19 protein-coding genes are annotated in these 15,331 nt (G+C 32.0%); 14 read left to right on the top strand and 5 right to left on the bottom strand.

Features of this window, described 5'->3' with window-relative positions:
- Positions 1-8 precede the first annotated feature (8 nt).
- From sufB to sufD, 7 genes are all read left to right on the top strand, one after another.
- Entirely contained in the window at positions 9-1,457 is a 1,449-nt protein-coding gene (gene sufB / locus H2650_RS03555; protein ID WP_188049373.1) for a Fe-S cluster assembly protein SufB, read from the top strand.
- Positions 1,458-1,482: 25 nt separating this feature from the next.
- Positions 1,483-1,689, top strand: coding sequence for a DUF2683 family protein (locus tag H2650_RS03550; protein ID WP_188049372.1), 207 nt, complete (start codon positions 1,483-1,485; stop codon positions 1,687-1,689).
- Positions 1,680-1,952, top strand: a complete 273-nt coding sequence (locus H2650_RS03545; protein WP_188049371.1) for a Txe/YoeB family addiction module toxin — start codon at positions 1,680-1,682, stop codon at positions 1,950-1,952. Before H2650_RS03550 ends, H2650_RS03545 begins: the two co-directional genes overlap by 10 nt.
- Before the next feature lie 11 nt (positions 1,953-1,963).
- A complete protein-coding gene (gene sufC, locus H2650_RS03540; RefSeq protein ID WP_188049370.1) occupies positions 1,964-2,716 on the top strand; it encodes a Fe-S cluster assembly ATPase SufC in 753 nt (250 codons plus the stop codon).
- Positions 2,717-2,762: 46 nt separating this feature from the next.
- Positions 2,763-3,020 carry a four helix bundle protein gene (locus H2650_RS15845; protein WP_370566800.1) on the top strand — a complete coding sequence of 86 codons (258 nt, stop codon included), beginning with the start codon at positions 2,763-2,765 and terminating at the stop codon, positions 3,018-3,020.
- Positions 2,957-3,118: a four helix bundle protein gene (locus H2650_RS15990; protein ID WP_370566799.1), complete on the top strand. Its 162-nt coding sequence runs from the start codon at positions 2,957-2,959 to the stop codon at positions 3,116-3,118. Before H2650_RS15845 ends, H2650_RS15990 begins: the two co-directional genes overlap by 64 nt.
- A gap of 128 nt (positions 3,119-3,246) precedes the next feature.
- Entirely contained in the window at positions 3,247-4,563 is a 1,317-nt protein-coding gene (sufD, locus tag H2650_RS03530) for a Fe-S cluster assembly protein SufD (protein WP_188049369.1), read from the top strand.
- A gap of 67 nt (positions 4,564-4,630) precedes the next feature.
- Here sufD and H2650_RS03525 read toward each other — a convergent pair whose 3' ends face one another.
- On the bottom strand, positions 4,631-5,995 hold the full coding sequence (locus tag H2650_RS03525) for a serine hydrolase (RefSeq protein ID WP_188049368.1): 1,365 nt from the start codon (positions 5,993-5,995) through the stop codon (positions 4,631-4,633).
- 164 nt (positions 5,996-6,159) lie between these two features.
- Between H2650_RS03525 and H2650_RS03520 the strand changes: the two genes are divergently transcribed.
- From H2650_RS03520 to H2650_RS03490, 7 genes are all read left to right on the top strand, one after another.
- On the top strand, positions 6,160-7,374 hold the full coding sequence (locus H2650_RS03520; RefSeq protein WP_188049367.1) for an aminotransferase class V-fold PLP-dependent enzyme: 1,215 nt from the start codon (positions 6,160-6,162) through the stop codon (positions 7,372-7,374).
- A 13-nt stretch (positions 7,375-7,387) separates the two neighbouring features.
- The gene (locus H2650_RS03515; RefSeq protein ID WP_188049366.1) at positions 7,388-7,822 is read left to right on the top strand and encodes a hypothetical protein; all 435 of its coding nucleotides are present in this window, start codon (positions 7,388-7,390) and stop codon (positions 7,820-7,822) included.
- Between the two features lie 23 nt (positions 7,823-7,845).
- The gene (locus H2650_RS03510; protein ID WP_188049365.1) at positions 7,846-8,265 is read left to right on the top strand and encodes a SufE family protein; all 420 of its coding nucleotides are present in this window, start codon (positions 7,846-7,848) and stop codon (positions 8,263-8,265) included.
- A gap of 70 nt (positions 8,266-8,335) precedes the next feature.
- A complete protein-coding gene (locus H2650_RS03505) occupies positions 8,336-8,749 on the top strand; it encodes a GxxExxY protein (protein ID WP_188049364.1) in 414 nt (137 codons plus the stop codon).
- Between the two features lie 185 nt (positions 8,750-8,934).
- Entirely contained in the window at positions 8,935-9,258 is a 324-nt protein-coding gene (locus H2650_RS03500; protein ID WP_188049363.1) for an SUF system Fe-S cluster assembly protein, read from the top strand.
- A gap of 70 nt (positions 9,259-9,328) precedes the next feature.
- Positions 9,329-9,841: a DUF2480 family protein gene (locus tag H2650_RS03495; protein WP_188049362.1), complete on the top strand. Its 513-nt coding sequence runs from the start codon at positions 9,329-9,331 to the stop codon at positions 9,839-9,841.
- Positions 9,842-9,906: 65 nt separating this feature from the next.
- Positions 9,907-10,755, top strand: a complete 849-nt coding sequence (locus H2650_RS03490; protein WP_188049361.1) for a DUF3078 domain-containing protein — start codon at positions 9,907-9,909, stop codon at positions 10,753-10,755.
- A gap of 123 nt (positions 10,756-10,878) precedes the next feature.
- On the opposite strand, the gene hflX is transcribed toward H2650_RS03490, so the two are convergent.
- The 4 genes from hflX to H2650_RS03470 form a co-directional block, all read right to left on the bottom strand.
- Positions 10,879-12,129 (bottom strand): GTPase HflX, encoded by a 1,251-nt coding sequence (gene hflX / locus H2650_RS03485; protein WP_188049360.1) that lies wholly within the window; start codon positions 12,127-12,129, stop codon positions 10,879-10,881.
- Between the two features lie 221 nt (positions 12,130-12,350).
- Complete coding sequence (locus tag H2650_RS03480; protein ID WP_188049359.1) at positions 12,351-13,217, bottom strand: hypothetical protein; 867 nt, start codon at positions 13,215-13,217, stop codon at positions 12,351-12,353.
- A gap of 201 nt (positions 13,218-13,418) precedes the next feature.
- On the bottom strand, positions 13,419-13,868 hold the full coding sequence (locus tag H2650_RS03475; RefSeq protein WP_188049358.1) for an FKBP-type peptidyl-prolyl cis-trans isomerase: 450 nt from the start codon (positions 13,866-13,868) through the stop codon (positions 13,419-13,421).
- A 100-nt stretch (positions 13,869-13,968) separates the two neighbouring features.
- Positions 13,969-15,324, bottom strand: a complete 1,356-nt coding sequence (locus H2650_RS03470; RefSeq protein ID WP_188049357.1) for a DUF5689 domain-containing protein — start codon at positions 15,322-15,324, stop codon at positions 13,969-13,971.
- Positions 15,325-15,331 lie beyond the last annotated feature (7 nt).

Here is a 15,331-nt window from a genome sequence, read left to right as displayed (position 1 = left end):
AAAAAAATATGTCAAAATATACCGAAGACGATTTAAAAATCGAACTCGAAACTAAAGAATACGAGTACGGATTTTACACGGATTTAGAATCTGAAACATTTCCTATTGGTTTAAATGAAGATATTGTTCGCGCTATATCACAAAAAAAAGGAGAACCGCAATGGATGACGGATTGGCGTTTAGAAGCTTTTCGTGCTTGGGAATTGATGACTGAGCCAGAATGGGCAAATGTGAATTACACCAAACCCGACTTTCAAGCTATTTCTTATTATTCAGCTCCAAAAACTATTGACCCTAATAAAACATTAGATGATGTAGATCCGGAACTTTTAGAAATGTATAAAAAGTTAGGAATCTCTGTTGATGAGCAAAAAATGATGAATAATGTTGCAATGGATATTGTTGTAGATTCCGTTTCTGTAGCGACAACATTCAAGAAAACATTAGGCGAAAAAGGAATTATCTTTATGAGTATTTCTGAAGCGATCAAAGAACATCCAGAATTAGTTCGTAAGCATTTAGGAACTGTTGTACCACAAAAAGACAATTTCTACGCGGCGCTAAATTCAGCTGTTTTCTCTGATGGATCTTTCTGTTATATTCCAAAAGGAGTACGTTGTCCAATGGAACTTTCGACTTATTTTAGAATCAATCAAGCAGGAACAGGACAGTTTGAAAGAACACTTTTAATCGCTGACGAAGGAAGTTATGTAAGTTACCTTGAAGGTTGTACTGCTCCAAGTCGTGATGAAAATCAATTACACGCAGCTGTTGTTGAATTAATCGCAATGGAAGATGCTGAAATAAAATACTCAACCGTTCAAAACTGGTTTCCAGGAAACAAAGAAGGTATCGGTGGAGTTTTCAATTTTGTAACTAAAAGAGGAATCTGCGAGAAAAACGCTAAAATTTCTTGGACACAAGTAGAAACTGGTTCTGCTGTGACTTGGAAATATCCATCAGTTATCTTAAAAGGAGATAATTCAGTAGGTGAATTTTATTCGATTGCTGTGACTAATAATTACCAACAAGCAGATACTGGAACGAAAATGATTCATTTAGGTAAAAATACTAAATCGACTATTATATCTAAAGGTATTTCAGCAGGAAAATCGCAAAACAGTTACCGTGGTTTAGTTAAAATTGGACCTAATGCGGATAACGCGAGAAACTTTTCACAATGTGACTCGTTACTTATGGGTAACAATTGTGGAGCGCATACTTTCCCATATATCGAAACTAAAAATCCAACGGCTAAAATTGAGCACGAGGCTACAACTTCAAAAATTGGTGAAGACCAGGTTTTTTATTGTAACCAACGTGGTATTCCAACTGAAAAAGCAATCGCTTTAATCGTAAATGGTTTTAGTAAAGATGTTTTGAATAAGTTGCCAATGGAATTTGCAGTAGAAGCTCAAAAATTGCTAGAGATTAGTTTAGAAGGTTCAGTAGGTTAGAAAATTTATTTAAATTTAAATAGCTATGGATATTGTTTTAAAAAATGTAAAGAAGAAAGATTTTCCAGTGTTAAAATCATTGTCAAAGTCGCTTGGATTTGAAATTATTGAAAAAATTGAAAAGCCCTACAACCCTGAGTTTGTAAAAGAAATTTTAGAAGCAAGAGAAGAATTAAAGCAAGGAAAAGGAATAAAAATGTCATTGGAAGAAATAGACAAACTATGGAAATAGTTTTTTCTAAAAAAGCGCAAAATGACATATTACTTTGGAACAAATCAGGGAAGAAGAAAATTCTAAAGAAAATATCTAAATTATTACGAGACATTCAAAGAAGTCCTTATGAAGGCATTGGAAAACCAGAACAGTTGAAACATAATTTATCTGGAGTATGGTCTCGAAGAATTGATAAAGAACATAGATTAGTTTATGAGATTATAGACGAAAAAACAATAGAAATATTAAATATCCTTTCAGTTAAAGGTCATTACGAATAAATAAAGACAACATGTTATCAATAAAAAATTTACATGCCACAATTGGCGACAAAGAAATATTAAAAGGAATTAATCTTGAAGTAAAAGCAGGAGAAGTTCATGCGATAATGGGACCAAACGGTGCTGGTAAAAGTACTTTAGCTTCTATCATTGCAGGAAACGAAAACTACGAAGTAACAGGAGGAGAAATTTCATTAGATGGAGAAGATCTTGCTGATTTGGCACCAGAAGAAAGAGCGCACAAAGGGGTGTTTCTTTCGTTCCAATATCCAGTAGAAATTCCAGGAGTTTCAGTAACAAACTTCATGAGAACAGCTATAAACGAAACTCGTAAAGCACAAGGTCTGGAAGAAATGCCAGCAAACCAAATGCTAAAAGTAATTCGTGAAAAATCAGAATTATTAGAAATTGACAGAAAATTTTTGTCTCGTTCTCTTAACGAAGGTTTCTCTGGTGGTGAGAAAAAACGTAACGAGATTTTCCAGATGGCAATGTTAGAACCAAAATTAGCGATTCTTGATGAAACTGATTCTGGACTTGACATTGATGCCTTGCGTATTGTTGCTAATGGTGTAAACAAATTGAAAAGTGATAAAAACGCTGTGGTTGTAATTACACACTACCAACGTTTATTAGATTATATCGTTCCTGATTTTGTTCACGTTCTTATGGACGGAAAAATTGTAAAATCTGGTGATGCTAGTTTAGCGCTAGAATTAGAGGAAAAAGGATACGATTGGATCAAAGCTGAAAATTTAGTTTAAAGTCTAAGGTCATAAAGTCAAAAGAAAAAAAGAATAGGTAAATTTAATTCTTTCGAAGAAATTAATTCTTGGCAAAAATCAAGAGTTTTTTAATAGAAGAATATATTCAAATACCAAAAGCTTTAATATTAGAAAAGACTTTGACTTATTTAGACAGATTAGACTGGTATCAATCTCTATATCCTCAAATATTGCTGAAGGCTTTGAACGAAATACAGATAAAGAGTTTATTTACTTTTTATATGTAGCGCGAAAGCATCAGCTGGAGAAGTCCGTTCTCAATTATATTTGGCGTACGATTTAGAATATATTACAAAAGAAGAGTTTGAAATTTTATTAGAATGCCTAACTGAAATATCAAAGTGGTTAAGTGGTTTTATTAAATATTTATCAAAACTCTAAAAGTTTTAAATCTAAATTAGAAAAGGGAATTCCTCTCTAATTTATAATTTAGAACACTCAAAATAACATTTCGTTGACTATCTTAAGTCTTTTGGCTTTTGAGTTTCAACTTTAAGACTTAATTAAAAATGGAATTAAAAGAAAAATTACTATCGTCTTTTATGGCTTTTGAAGAGCAAATTGATGTTCACTCTGAACTTCATGATCTTCGAACTGCTGCTATAAAAAACTTTGAAAATAAAGGATTCCCATCCAAAAAAGAAGAAGCTTGGAAATACACTTCATTAAATGCCATTTTAAAAAATGACTTTACTGTTTTTCCAAAGCATGAAAATTCAATCGAATTTAGCCAAGTTAGTAAGTACTTTTTAAACGAAGTAGACACTTATAAAGTGGTTTTTGTTGATGGTGTTTTTAGTTCGCATTTATCGTCAACAACTCATGAAGGAATTGACGTTTGTTTGATGGCTTCGGCATTGAACAAACCAAAATACAAAATGGTTATTGACAAATATTTTAATCAAATCGCGAATAAAGACGATAGCTTAACTTCATTAAATACGGCTTTCGCCAATGAAGGTGCTTACATCAATATTCCGAAAGGTAAAGTAGCGCCAAAACCTATTGAAATCATGTATTTCTCTACAGGAAATGAAGCAGCACTATTGGTGCAACCAAGAAATTTAGTGATTGTGGGTGAAAACTCGCATGTTCAAATTATAGAACGTCATCAAAGTTTAAATGAAAATCCAGTACTTACGAATTCTGTTACTGAAATTTTCGCCGAAAAACGCGCTATTGTAGATTATTACAAAATTCAAAATGATACTCATGAAGCGAACTTGATCGATAATACTTTCGTTTCTCAGCAACAAGAAAGTCATGTTTATGTACATACTTTTTCTTTTGGAGGAAATTTAACTAGAAACAATTTGAATTTCTATCACTTTGGTGAAAGATTGACAAGTACGTTAAACGGAATTACAATTATTGGCGAAAAGCAACATGTGGATCATTATACTTTAGTAAATCACGCCACTCCCAATTGTGAAAGTTTCCAAGATTACAAAGGAATTTACTCAGATCGTGCAACGGGAGTTTTCAATGGTAAAGTATATGTAGAAAAAGAAGCTCAAAAAACAAATGCTTTCCAAAAAAGCAACAACATATTGTTGAGCGATAAAGCAACTATTAATGCTAAACCACAGTTAGAGATTTTTGCAGATGATGTAAAATGTTCTCACGGTTGTACTGTTGGCCAATTAGACGAAACTGCTTTATTCTATATGCAACAACGTGGAATTCCTCAGAAAGAAGCTAAAGCATTATTGATGTATGCCTTCTCGAATGCGGTTATCGAAAACATAAAAATACCCGAATTAAAACAAAGAATCACCAAAATTATCGCTACCAAACTAGGCGTTAAAATGGGATTTGATTTGTAGTTTTAACCACAAAAATTAAGCAAAGGTCACAAAGTTTATAACTGAACTTTGTGACCTTTTTGTTTTTTTACTTTGTGCTCTTTGTGGTTAAATTCAAACTCCCTATTATTCCTTTCAACATTCCGTTTACATCAAATTTCGCATCTTCCGTCAATCCCATTCTGACGATTACTAAATCGAGTGACGGAATAATAAATACTTTCTGTCCTTGAAAACCGTTACAAGAATACAAATCTCTTGGCGCATCAGCATATCTGCCGCCAGCGTTTAGCCAGAAATGTCCACCGTAATCACCTTTAGATCCATTTGTAGGAGTTGCTACATATTTTGCCCAACTTTCATCAAAGACTTGATCGCCATTCCAGTTTCCTTTATGCAAATACAATAAGCCAAACTTAGCCCAATCTCTTGTTGTTGCCCAGCCATAAGACGAACCCACAAAATTCCCTTTCATATCCGTCTCGATTACCATCGAGTTCATTCCTATTCTGTCAATTAAATCTGTGTACCAAAAATCAAGATATTCTTTTTGGGTTTTAAATTGCTTTCTCAAAATTCCTGATAACAAATTGGTAGTTCCTGAAGAATAATTCCAATGTGTGTTAGGTCTAAAAGCCACTGGTTTTACTAGTTGCGATCTTGACATATCTTTCTCTTGAAAAAGCATATTAGTAGCATCGCAAATTGTGCTATAATTTTCCTCCCATTCCAGACCGGAATTCATATGCAATAAATCATTAGTGGTGATTATTTTACGATCATCATTTTGCCATTCATTTATAGGAGCTGGTTTGTAAATATCATATTTTCCTTGTTTTTGAAGAATTCCAAACATCGTAGCCGTAATACTTTTTGTCATGGACCAACCTAAAATTTTACTATCTTTTGTAAATCCTGTATCATATTTTTCAGCAATGATTTTGTCTTTATAAATTACTAAAACAGAACGTGTTCTTTTATTGATTTCGCCTTTTTTATCAAAAGCATTGGCAACAGCAGCATTCAATTTAGTATAATCTACATTATCAAAAATAGTGTCTTTCGGTTCCAAATTCCCATAAGGAAATGGTAAATTGCTACTTGTTTTAGTTCTTTTTGGAACTTCATAAGGCTTACTCTCATCAAAATCAGCTGTAATTAATGTTGCGCCTAAACCTTCGCGATAAATTGCTTTTCGTTCTTTTAAACCATAAACAGAAGCTATTGCAAATTTCCCTGCTTCATTAATAGTATTCTTTGCCAAATCAATCAATTTGATATCATTATCTCCTTTCTCAATCATTTGTTGAGAACGACCATCAATAAAATGTCCCGAAGCAATACTTTTGGCGGAGAAGCCTGAAATTAAATCTAATTTAGGATAAATAGTAAATCCTAAATATACTATCGCTATAAGTAAGGCAAGACCAAGGAACTTAAATAATTTTTTCATATTGGTAAACAATTAATTTAATGCAATTTAATAAAATAATCAAACTAAAATTCAATAAGATATTTCTATTAAAGTATAAGAAACAATCATAAAAATTAATTAATTCATAGCTTAAACGGTACGGTTTTTCATTACTTTTGTATTTAGAACTTTTCTAAATAATTATGCTAGATATAAATAAAATTAGAGCAGATTTTCCTATTCTTTCTCAAAAGGTAAATGGTAAACCATTGGTTTATTTTGATAACGGAGCTACTTCGCAAAAGCCACAAGTAGTGATTGATGCGATATCCAAATACTATCAAGAAATTAATGCAAACATTCATCGTGGCGTACACACGCTAAGCCAATTGGCAACCGATGCCTATGAAATATCCCGTGGTAAAATTCAAAACCATATCAATGCAACATTCTCAAATGAAGTACTTTTCACTTCGGGAACAACGCACGGAATCAATTTAGTTGCTAATGGATTTGCTTCGTTACTGAAAGCAGGTGATGAAATTTTAGTTTCGGCATTGGAACATCATAGTAATATTGTGCCTTGGCAAATGTTATGCGAGAAAACTGGAGCTATCTTGCGAGTGATTCCTATGAATGAAAATGGCGAATTGATAATGGCTGAATACGATAAATTACTTTCGGATAAAACCAAAATTGTTACCGTAAATCATATTTCGAACGCTTTAGGAACGGTCAATCCTATTAAATATATGATTGATGAAGCACATAAATATGGAGCTGCTGTTTTAATTGATGGTGCTCAAGCGGTCCCACATTTAAAACCAGATGTTCAAGAATTAGATTGTGATTTCTACGTCTTCTCAGGTCATAAAATATGTGGACCCACCGGAACCGGAATTTTATACGGAAAAGAAGCTTGGTTAAATAAATTACCGCCCTATCAAGGTGGTGGTGAAATGATCAAAGAAGTAACTTTCGAAAAAACTACTTATGCTGAACTTCCTCACAAGTTTGAAGCCGGAACACCAAACATAGCGGGTGGAATTGTTTTAGGAACAGCTGTAGATTATATGAATGAAGTTGGTTTTGAAAATATTCAGAAACAAGAATTAGAATTATTAGAATACGGAACCAAACGATTATTAGAAATTGAAGGTTTGAAAATCTTTGGTACAGCGAAAGAAAAAACTTCCGTAATTTCTTTTAATATAGAAGGAATTCATCCGTATGATATTGGCACCATAATTGACAAACTAGGAATAGCAGTTAGAACTGGACATCATTGTGCACAACCAATTATGCAGTTTTTTAATATTCCAGGAACCATTAGAGCTTCGTTTGCTTTTTATAACACCAAAGAAGAAATTGATAGTATGGTGGAAGCAGTAAAAAAAGCAAAACTCATGCTCTCTTAAAAAAAATAAAATTATGAAATTACTTTCCTTATTAATTTTGACCGTTGTATTTAGTAAAGGTTGCGATAGCCCAAAAAATCAAAACATGGATGCAGTAGTTTTAGAATATACAGCAAACACTAGAGGTTTTTACCAACAAATAAGCATTAAAAATCAAGAAATTACGGTTTCTAATGATAGAGATAATAATAAAAAACTTGTTCCTAAAAAAATAACAGATGCTGACTGGAATGAGTTAGGGCTTTATTTTAAGGAAACTAAATTAGAGGAATTGGCTCAGTACAAAGCTCCCACTGAAAAACGTTTTTATGATGGTGCTGCAATTGCTAATTTAAAAATCACTTATAAAGACAAAACCTACGAATCAACAAGTTTTGACGATGGTTTTCCACCCAAAGAAATTAAGAAATTAGTAGATAAAATAAACTCATTTGTTAAAAAAGAATAATACTGAAATAAATTCAGATTACTATGAAAATTAAAGAAATACAAGAAGAAATCGTTGATGAATTTTCGATGTTTGATGACTGGATGGAGCGTTATGAATACATCATCGAACTTGGAAAAAAACTTCCTTTAATCAAAGAAGAATTCAAAACAGACACTAATTTAATCAAAGGTTGCCAATCTAAAGTGTGGTTGCAAGGGGAACAAAATGATGATAAAATAGTTTTTACAGCTGATAGCGATGCTATTTTGACAAAAGGAATTATCGCTATTTTAATTCGTACGTTCTCGAATCAAAGTGCTAAAGATATTTTAGACGCAGACATGAATTTTATTGACGAAATAGGCTTAAAAGAGCATTTGTCTCCAACAAGAGCCAATGGATTGGTTTCGATGATAAAAAACATTAAAATGTATGCTTTGGCATTTAATACTCAAAATTAGTTTTAACATATAAGTCATTTAAGATTTTTAATACAATTAAAGATTTTAATTTGATAATAATCTGATAGATATGAATTTCACAAAAAGTTTTCTAAAAGATCTAGTCTATCAGGTAAATGGAGCAGCAATTGAAGTTCATAAAAGTATTGGCCCCGGTCTATTGGAAGACGTATATCATCAATGCCTTAAAAAAGAATTAGAAATACGACAAATAAATTTTTCATCAGAATTAATAATTCCTTTAAAATATAAAGGGTTCGAATTACAATCTAAATTAAGATGTGATTTGTTCGTTGAAAATGCTCTAGTTGTTGAATTAAAATCAGTTAATGAAGTTAATCCAATATTTGATGCACAGTTACTAACTTATATGAACTTATTAAATGTACCAATTGGTTTACTGATCAATTTTAATGTTAAAAATATATTCTTTGAAGGTCAAAAAACATTAGTAAATAAACTTTATTCACAACTTAAAGATTAGTAAATAAATTATTTTCAGTATAATATTCACACAACTATCGACTATCATAATGAATGTAACTTATGTTATTCAAATTGGATAGAAATAGATTAAATAGGTAGTTTTAAATAAAAATAAAAACTTAAATGGCTTATATGTTTTAACCGAAAAGTCATATATATTAAAATAACAAAACAACAACAATAATGGAACAAGAAATAGACACCACCGAGTTAGGAGAATCAATCGTAAAAATATTAAAAACAATTTACGATCCTGAAATCCCTGTAGATATTTATGAATTAGGATTGATTTACGACGTAATGGTAAATACTGATTTCGAAGTTAAAATCCTGATGACACTTACTTCTCCAAACTGTCCTGTAGCGGAAAGTTTACCTAGAGAAGTCGAAGAGAAAGTAAGATCGATAGAAAATGTGAAAGACGCTGAAGTAGAAATTACATTTGATCCGCCTTGGAGCAAAGATTTAATGAGTGAAGAAGCAAAGCTTGAATTAGGAATGCTATAATTATTAAAAAAATAAAAAGTCATAAAGTCTACAAAATTTGCTTTATGACTTTTGTGTTTAAGACTTAAATATGGAAGAGATAATAAATAAAGTAGCCAATAGTGTTTTAGAAATTTTTGATCTCGAAGATTATTATCCCAAAGGAATTCGTGCACAAATAGATATTTCTCAATGGCTTATAGAAGGCTTTTTGCTCAAAGAAAAAGATTTCAGAGAAGAGCTTAAAAATTACGATTGGGCACAGTATAAAGACCAATTTGTGGCTATTAATTGCAGTACGGATGCAATTGTTCCCGCATGGGCTTCTATTTTAGTTGCGATACAATTGGCACCATTTGCAAAAAAAATAATTAATGGAACTATTGAAGATTTAGAATCTTCTCTTTATGAGGAACTGCTCTCTAAAATCGATTATTCAGTATATACAAATAAACCCATAATAATAAAAGGATGCTCTAGAAAGCCAGTACCTATGCGCGCTTATGTATTAGCAGCTCATTATTTACAACCCTTTGCCAGAAGTATTATGTACGGAGAAGCGTGTTCGGCTGTTCCTTTATATAAGACTAATAGTAAAGTTTAATTTCAAAAAATATAGTGTTCCCATAAAATTATTTAATTTTGGTAAAACTTTTAAATAGCAATTTCATGAAAAAAATAGCATTTGCTTTACTCTTTGTTTCTAGTTTTATGTCCCTTCAGGCTCAGGAAACCGAGAAAGACACCATCAAACTTTGGACTAAAAAAGGAAATATTTCTATACTTTTTAATCAATCAGCTTATAACAAACAGTGGTTAGGTGGTGGAACTTCAAACATAGCTGGAAATTTAGGCATCAACTATGACTTCAATTATAAAAATGGAGACGTTGTATGGGACAACAAATTTATTTTAGCTTATGGTTTAAGCAAAATAAAAGGAGATGCTAAAACAGCTAAGACAGATGATCGCTTAGAACTAAATTCACTTTGGGGTAAAAAAGCATGTGGTGAATGGTATTACTCTATGTTTTTTAATTTTAAAACTCAGATGGATACTGGTTTAGATAAAGAAGGTGTGAAAATTTCTCATTTCTTTTCTCCTGCTTATTTTCAGTTCGGTCCCGGAATTTTATGGAAGAAAAATGATAATTTAAGTGTCAATTTTTCACCTGCAACTGCAAAACTAATCGTTGTACATCCTCATTTTACAGAATTAGGACCTTCATTTGGCGTCTTACAAGGGGATTCTTCAAGATTTGAATTTGGTGCTAGTGTTTCAGGATACTATAAGCTCAATTTAATGACTAACGTAAGTATTGAAAACAGATTAAATTTATACGCTAATTATCTTGATAAACCTCAGAATGTAGATGTTGATTACCAGATGAATGTAGTAATGAAAATTAATAAATACTTATCTGCCAATGTTGCTGTTCAAGCTATTTATGATGATAACTCAATACAAGCAGTACAAGTTAGAGAGGTTTTTGGATTAGGAGTAAATTACGGTTTCTAGAAAAAAAACATTAAAAATGCCCTTAAGAAATTTTCTTAAGGGCATTTTTTTTTATAGGTATTTCAAGATAGTATTTAATTGCTGGCAAAAAAAATATGAATCTAGTGTATAGAAAAACTTTTATTATTCCTCTTCATTATCTTCTTTTTCATCTTTCTCCACTGCATCTTTATAATCTGGATATAAGAATTTATTATAAGGAAAACGCGTAATGTGAATTTGTCTCACAGCTTCGTATACACGTTCTCTGAATTCTTCAAAATTTTCTTTATTAGTAGCCGATATAAACAAAGCATTTTGTTCTCCTACTCTACTCATCCAAGTTGATTTCCACTCTTCCAGCGTGTAATGTCTGGTTGTTTTTTCAGTCATTAAATCATCTTCGTCAATAGTCAAATGTTTGTAAGCATCAATTTTATTGAAAACCATAATTACTGATTTATCATTGGCTTTGATATCTAAAAGGGTTTGATTTACCGATGCAATATGGTCTTCAAATTCTGGATGAGAAATATCAACCACATGCAATAACAAGTCGGCTTCTCGAACCTCATCTAATGTGCTTTTGAAAGAATCTACTAATTGTGTTGGCAATTTTCTTATAAATCCAACGGTATCGGATAATAGAAAAGGCAGGTTTTTAATAACCACTTTGCGAACGGTAGTGTCTAAAGTGGCAAAAAGTTTGTTCTCTACAAAAACGTCACTTTTACCTACAGCATTCATTAAAGTTGACTTGCCTACATTCGTATAACCCACTAAAGCCACACGAACCATTGCACCACGATTGCCGCGTTGCACACCCATTTGCTTATCTATTGTTTTTATTTTCTCCTTCAATAAGGCAATACGATCCCGTACAATACGTCTATCGGTTTCGATCTCCGTTTCTCCAGGTCCACGCATTCCAATTCCTCCTTTTTGACGCTCTAAGTGCGTCCACATTCCGGAAAGTCTTGGTAATAAATATTGACATTGTGCTAATTCTACTTGGGTTCTAGCATATGAAGTCTCTGCACGCTGAGCGAAAATATCAAGAATAAGGTGCGTTCTATCTAGAATTTTACATTCCTCAATTATTTTAGAGATATTTTTTTGTTGTGAAGGTGATAATTCATCATCAAAAACTAAAGTCGAAATATCATTCTCTTTTACAAATTGATGAATCTCTTCAATTTTTCCTGTACCCACAAAAGTTTTGGGATTAGGTCGTTCCATTTTCTGAGAAAAACGTTTCACTACTTGGCCTCCCGCGGTAAAAGTCAAAAATTCTAACTCATCAAGATACTCATTTAGTTTCTCTTCGCTTTGATTTTGAGTTACAATACCAACAATAGCCGTTTTTTCGAAATTTATTACTTCTTTTTCTAACATGTCTTTGAATAAGTTACAAATTTAATGATTTGTAAGGGACTTATGAGATTCTGAAATAATAAAAAAATCACAAGCTTTTAAAAAAAATTTAAAAACGAATTTTAAATGCCAATAAATAAAATGAATATTGAAGACTATTTTTGCATTCTAAAGACATTTCAGTATTTTATTTTTTAGGATAAATGCTCTATTTAAAATCGTTTTTTGATGATTACTATACTCTATTCGTATAAATAATTAACCTCTGTTTTTACTATTCCATTTTCTTCAATTATAGAACAAGCACTAGGATAATTCAGCGTATTGTATTTGTACTTTTTGGTTTTACCAATAGCATTTAATGCTGTCGAAGCAAAACTTAATTCGTTATTAATGGATATAGAACCTAAAGCAAACTCGTCTTCATGAAACGAGATCAGAGGAACAATAACTTTATAATTTTTCCCAAACAAATTTTGAACTATTAATAAATCTGCTGAATTTTTATCATCAAAAGTATAATTATTCATTGATTTATCACCAATCATTACTTTGTGTCTAATGATATTATCTTTGAAATATACATACTCTATTTTATTGAAAATTTGCTTGTTTCTATCTCTCGAAGAGCGTCTAGCCACAAGTCCATTTTCGACAACATATTCGATATCATCTATTAAAGTTTGATGGCTATTACTTTTTTTAGTTATTGCTTTTACTCTTGAACCTTCATAACTTACTGCAACTGTTTTAGTAACGAGTTCGCCGCCTTCTTCATATTTTTTTACAAACTTTACTAACTGATCTTCATTGTTATAAGTGTAATTTACAACCTCTTTCCAGTTACTAGCTTGTCTCTCCTTTACTGTCATGTCTAATAATCCTTTTGGATTATAAAAAAAACTTTGAATAACATCTGATGTTTTTATGGATTGAATTTTACCATCATTAAACAAAATTGTTTTGTTTACAATTTCACCACTTTTTAAATTGCGAAAATTGGTTTTAATAATATTAATTTGTTTTAACTTCACGGAATTATCCGAAACCTGACTGTGCGTCAAGCAAGGATATACCATTAAAAATAGAGCAATAATGTAGGTTTTCATGTGGTATTTATTTCAATTTTTATTGGCCTAATCCTAAGACCAATTTTTTCAATAACAGTACTAATTTAAATTTGGGGAAATTGTTGGGCGAAATTGTCGAAGATTTATAGTTTTTACTGCTTGTTGTCTCATTAATTAACAAGCAGTAAAACAAATAGATGTTTATTAAAATAGTGTTTTAGGTTAAAAAACTATTTTAGATTATTGTACAGAAATCAGCTTGACATCAAAAATAAGTACTGAACCTCCAGGTATACCTGATCTTCCTTCACTACCATAACCAAGATTTGAAGGCACTAAAAGTACCCCGCTACCACCTTCTTTAAAATAAGCAATCCCTTCAGTCCATCCTTTGATAACTTGTTGCAATCCAAAAGAAATTCCTTCCGGTTTGCTTTCATCAAATGGAGATCCGTCAGTAAAATAACCTTTGTATGCAACCGTTACTGTCGAATTTGCATTAGGCTGAGCACCGGTACCAAGCTCATTTATAACATAATACAATCCAGAAGTACTTCTATGAGCGTTCAACTTGTTCTTGGCTATATATGCTACTATTTCTTTTTCATTTTTAGCAGTATAATCGACTTCTTTCTCTTTTGAACAAGAGATAAAAAGTATAAAAATTAAGGCAAACAGAGTATATTTCATGATTTTTTTATTTATTGAAGCCGCAAATATAGTAAAACTACACACTGTTCCAATAAGATAAAAAATTTTCCGATAGCTGTAAATTTAATTCATCGTAAAATTACTTCTGACCATAAATATGAATATCGTCAAGTCTAAAAGAACCATCTAAAGCCAAGTCTTTTCCTGAACCAATGTACTTAAATGCAATATTGATTTTGCCTTTATACGAAGATATGTCTACCGCACCACTTCCTACAAATTGATACCACGGTGTTGCTTGTTTTGGTAAATTAACTACTAATGGAATCCATGTTGCTTTTGCCACATTTAAACCATCAAAATTGTTAGAAATATAAACTTCTATTGTATTTAAAGGGGAATCGACATCTAAATGATGTTGTGCTGTTCTAAAAGTTAAGGTTTCATTATTGTATAGATCCATGTCAATTTTTGGAGAAATGAGCCAAGCAACATTAGAAATTACTTTAGTGCCAGAAATAGTAAATTCAGCGCAACCATTTCCTGCGTAAACGCCACCTTTCCAAACAATTTTACCATTTTGAACAATATTTGCCCAACCTGGAAGACTTAAATTGGACTTGTCTACAACAGTTTCAAAATCTTCAGAGAAAAACGATACTGTTCTAGGAGCAGTCATTACAATGTCTTTTTCGGAACGTGCTAACAATTGATAGTCATTACCATATTTTGTTAAAACTCCTCTCACTTTCCCACTTCCTTCAGGAACTAATTTTGTAGCGAAATTTGCAAAACTACTTGTTCTAAAATAGACTTGGTTACCCGATTTATCTTGTAAATCCCAATTGGTCGCACCACCTACATTTTTCCCTTCTTCAAAGTAATGGCGTCCTACCGCTGATGCAGCAAACTGAACATCCAAAACTTCTACTAATGTATTTAGATAAGCATCATTTAGCAAATCTTTCATCGTAACCTTATTGACTAATTCGTCTTCTTTAAGATTGGTACAAGAAGCATTCAAAACTGCCTTGTAATCATTCTGCGAAATTCGTCCAACTCCACCATCATTATAGGAACTTACCGTGATCCCACCAATTCGCAAAGCACCAAATGAAATATCAGTGTATTGATTTTTTAGCTTTACAAATACTTTATTTCCTGGCCTATAGTCTACATAGAGATTCGTAGCATCTACCGGAACGCTAAAACCAATAGCAGGATTTGTGGGGATAGCCAAAGTTTGAAAGGAAATAGTTTTGAAAAAATTTCCTGCTTCATCACTCGAAACTACGTACGCCTCAATGACATCATCATATTTGTATTGGGCTACGATTGCATTAGCATTGGTGCGTACTTGACTTACCTGCATATTGGTGCGTAAATCTGGTTGGGTACAAGTGATTTTTGGAGCGTCAAGAGTATCACTCGCACAACTGTAAAGTATAAGAAGTAGCAGTAAAAAAAAATAGGTTTTTTGAAATGTAGCTTTCATCTTTTTT

The organism is Flavobacterium sp. GP15 (genome assembly GCF_014281985.1).
In the GTDB taxonomy this organism is placed as follows: Bacteria; Bacteroidota; Bacteroidia; order Flavobacteriales; family Flavobacteriaceae; genus Flavobacterium; species Flavobacterium pygoscelis.
Note: the sequence above shows the minus strand (reverse complement) of the source record. Positions and strands in the feature narration are given on the sequence as shown.

Bases quoted from the DNA above. Each gene is read 5' to 3' on its own strand.
- H2650_RS03490 (WP_188049361.1), top strand. From the start codon at position 9,907: ATGAAAAAAATAGCATTTGCTTTACTCTTTGTTTCTAGTTTTATGTCC.
- H2650_RS03510 (WP_188049365.1), top strand. From the start codon at position 7,846: ATGAAAATTAAAGAAATACAAGAAGAAATCGTTGATGAATTTTCGATG.
- H2650_RS03545 (WP_188049371.1), top strand. From the start codon at position 1,680: ATGGAAATAGTTTTTTCTAAAAAAGCGCAAAATGACATATTACTTTGG.
- sufD (WP_188049369.1), top strand. From the start codon at position 3,247: ATGGAATTAAAAGAAAAATTACTATCGTCTTTTATGGCTTTTGAAGAG.
- sufC (WP_188049370.1), top strand. From the start codon at position 1,964: ATGTTATCAATAAAAAATTTACATGCCACAATTGGCGACAAAGAAATA.
- H2650_RS03515 (WP_188049366.1), top strand. From the start codon at position 7,388: ATGAAATTACTTTCCTTATTAATTTTGACCGTTGTATTTAGTAAAGGT.
- H2650_RS03525 (WP_188049368.1), bottom strand. From the start codon at position 5,995: ATGAAAAAATTATTTAAGTTCCTTGGTCTTGCCTTACTTATAGCGATA.
- sufB (WP_188049373.1), top strand. From the start codon at position 9: ATGTCAAAATATACCGAAGACGATTTAAAAATCGAACTCGAAACTAAA.
- H2650_RS03550 (WP_188049372.1), top strand. From the start codon at position 1,483: ATGGATATTGTTTTAAAAAATGTAAAGAAGAAAGATTTTCCAGTGTTA.
- H2650_RS03500 (WP_188049363.1), top strand. From the start codon at position 8,935: ATGGAACAAGAAATAGACACCACCGAGTTAGGAGAATCAATCGTAAAA.
- H2650_RS03495 (WP_188049362.1), top strand. From the start codon at position 9,329: ATGGAAGAGATAATAAATAAAGTAGCCAATAGTGTTTTAGAAATTTTT.
- H2650_RS03505 (WP_188049364.1), top strand. From the start codon at position 8,336: ATGAATTTCACAAAAAGTTTTCTAAAAGATCTAGTCTATCAGGTAAAT.
- hflX (WP_188049360.1), bottom strand. From the start codon at position 12,129: ATGTTAGAAAAAGAAGTAATAAATTTCGAAAAAACGGCTATTGTTGGT.
- H2650_RS03480 (WP_188049359.1), bottom strand. From the start codon at position 13,217: ATGAAAACCTACATTATTGCTCTATTTTTAATGGTATATCCTTGCTTG.
- H2650_RS03470 (WP_188049357.1), bottom strand. From the start codon at position 15,324: ATGAAAGCTACATTTCAAAAAACCTATTTTTTTTTACTGCTACTTCTT.
- H2650_RS03520 (WP_188049367.1), top strand. From the start codon at position 6,160: ATGCTAGATATAAATAAAATTAGAGCAGATTTTCCTATTCTTTCTCAA.
- H2650_RS03475 (WP_188049358.1), bottom strand. From the start codon at position 13,868: ATGAAATATACTCTGTTTGCCTTAATTTTTATACTTTTTATCTCTTGT.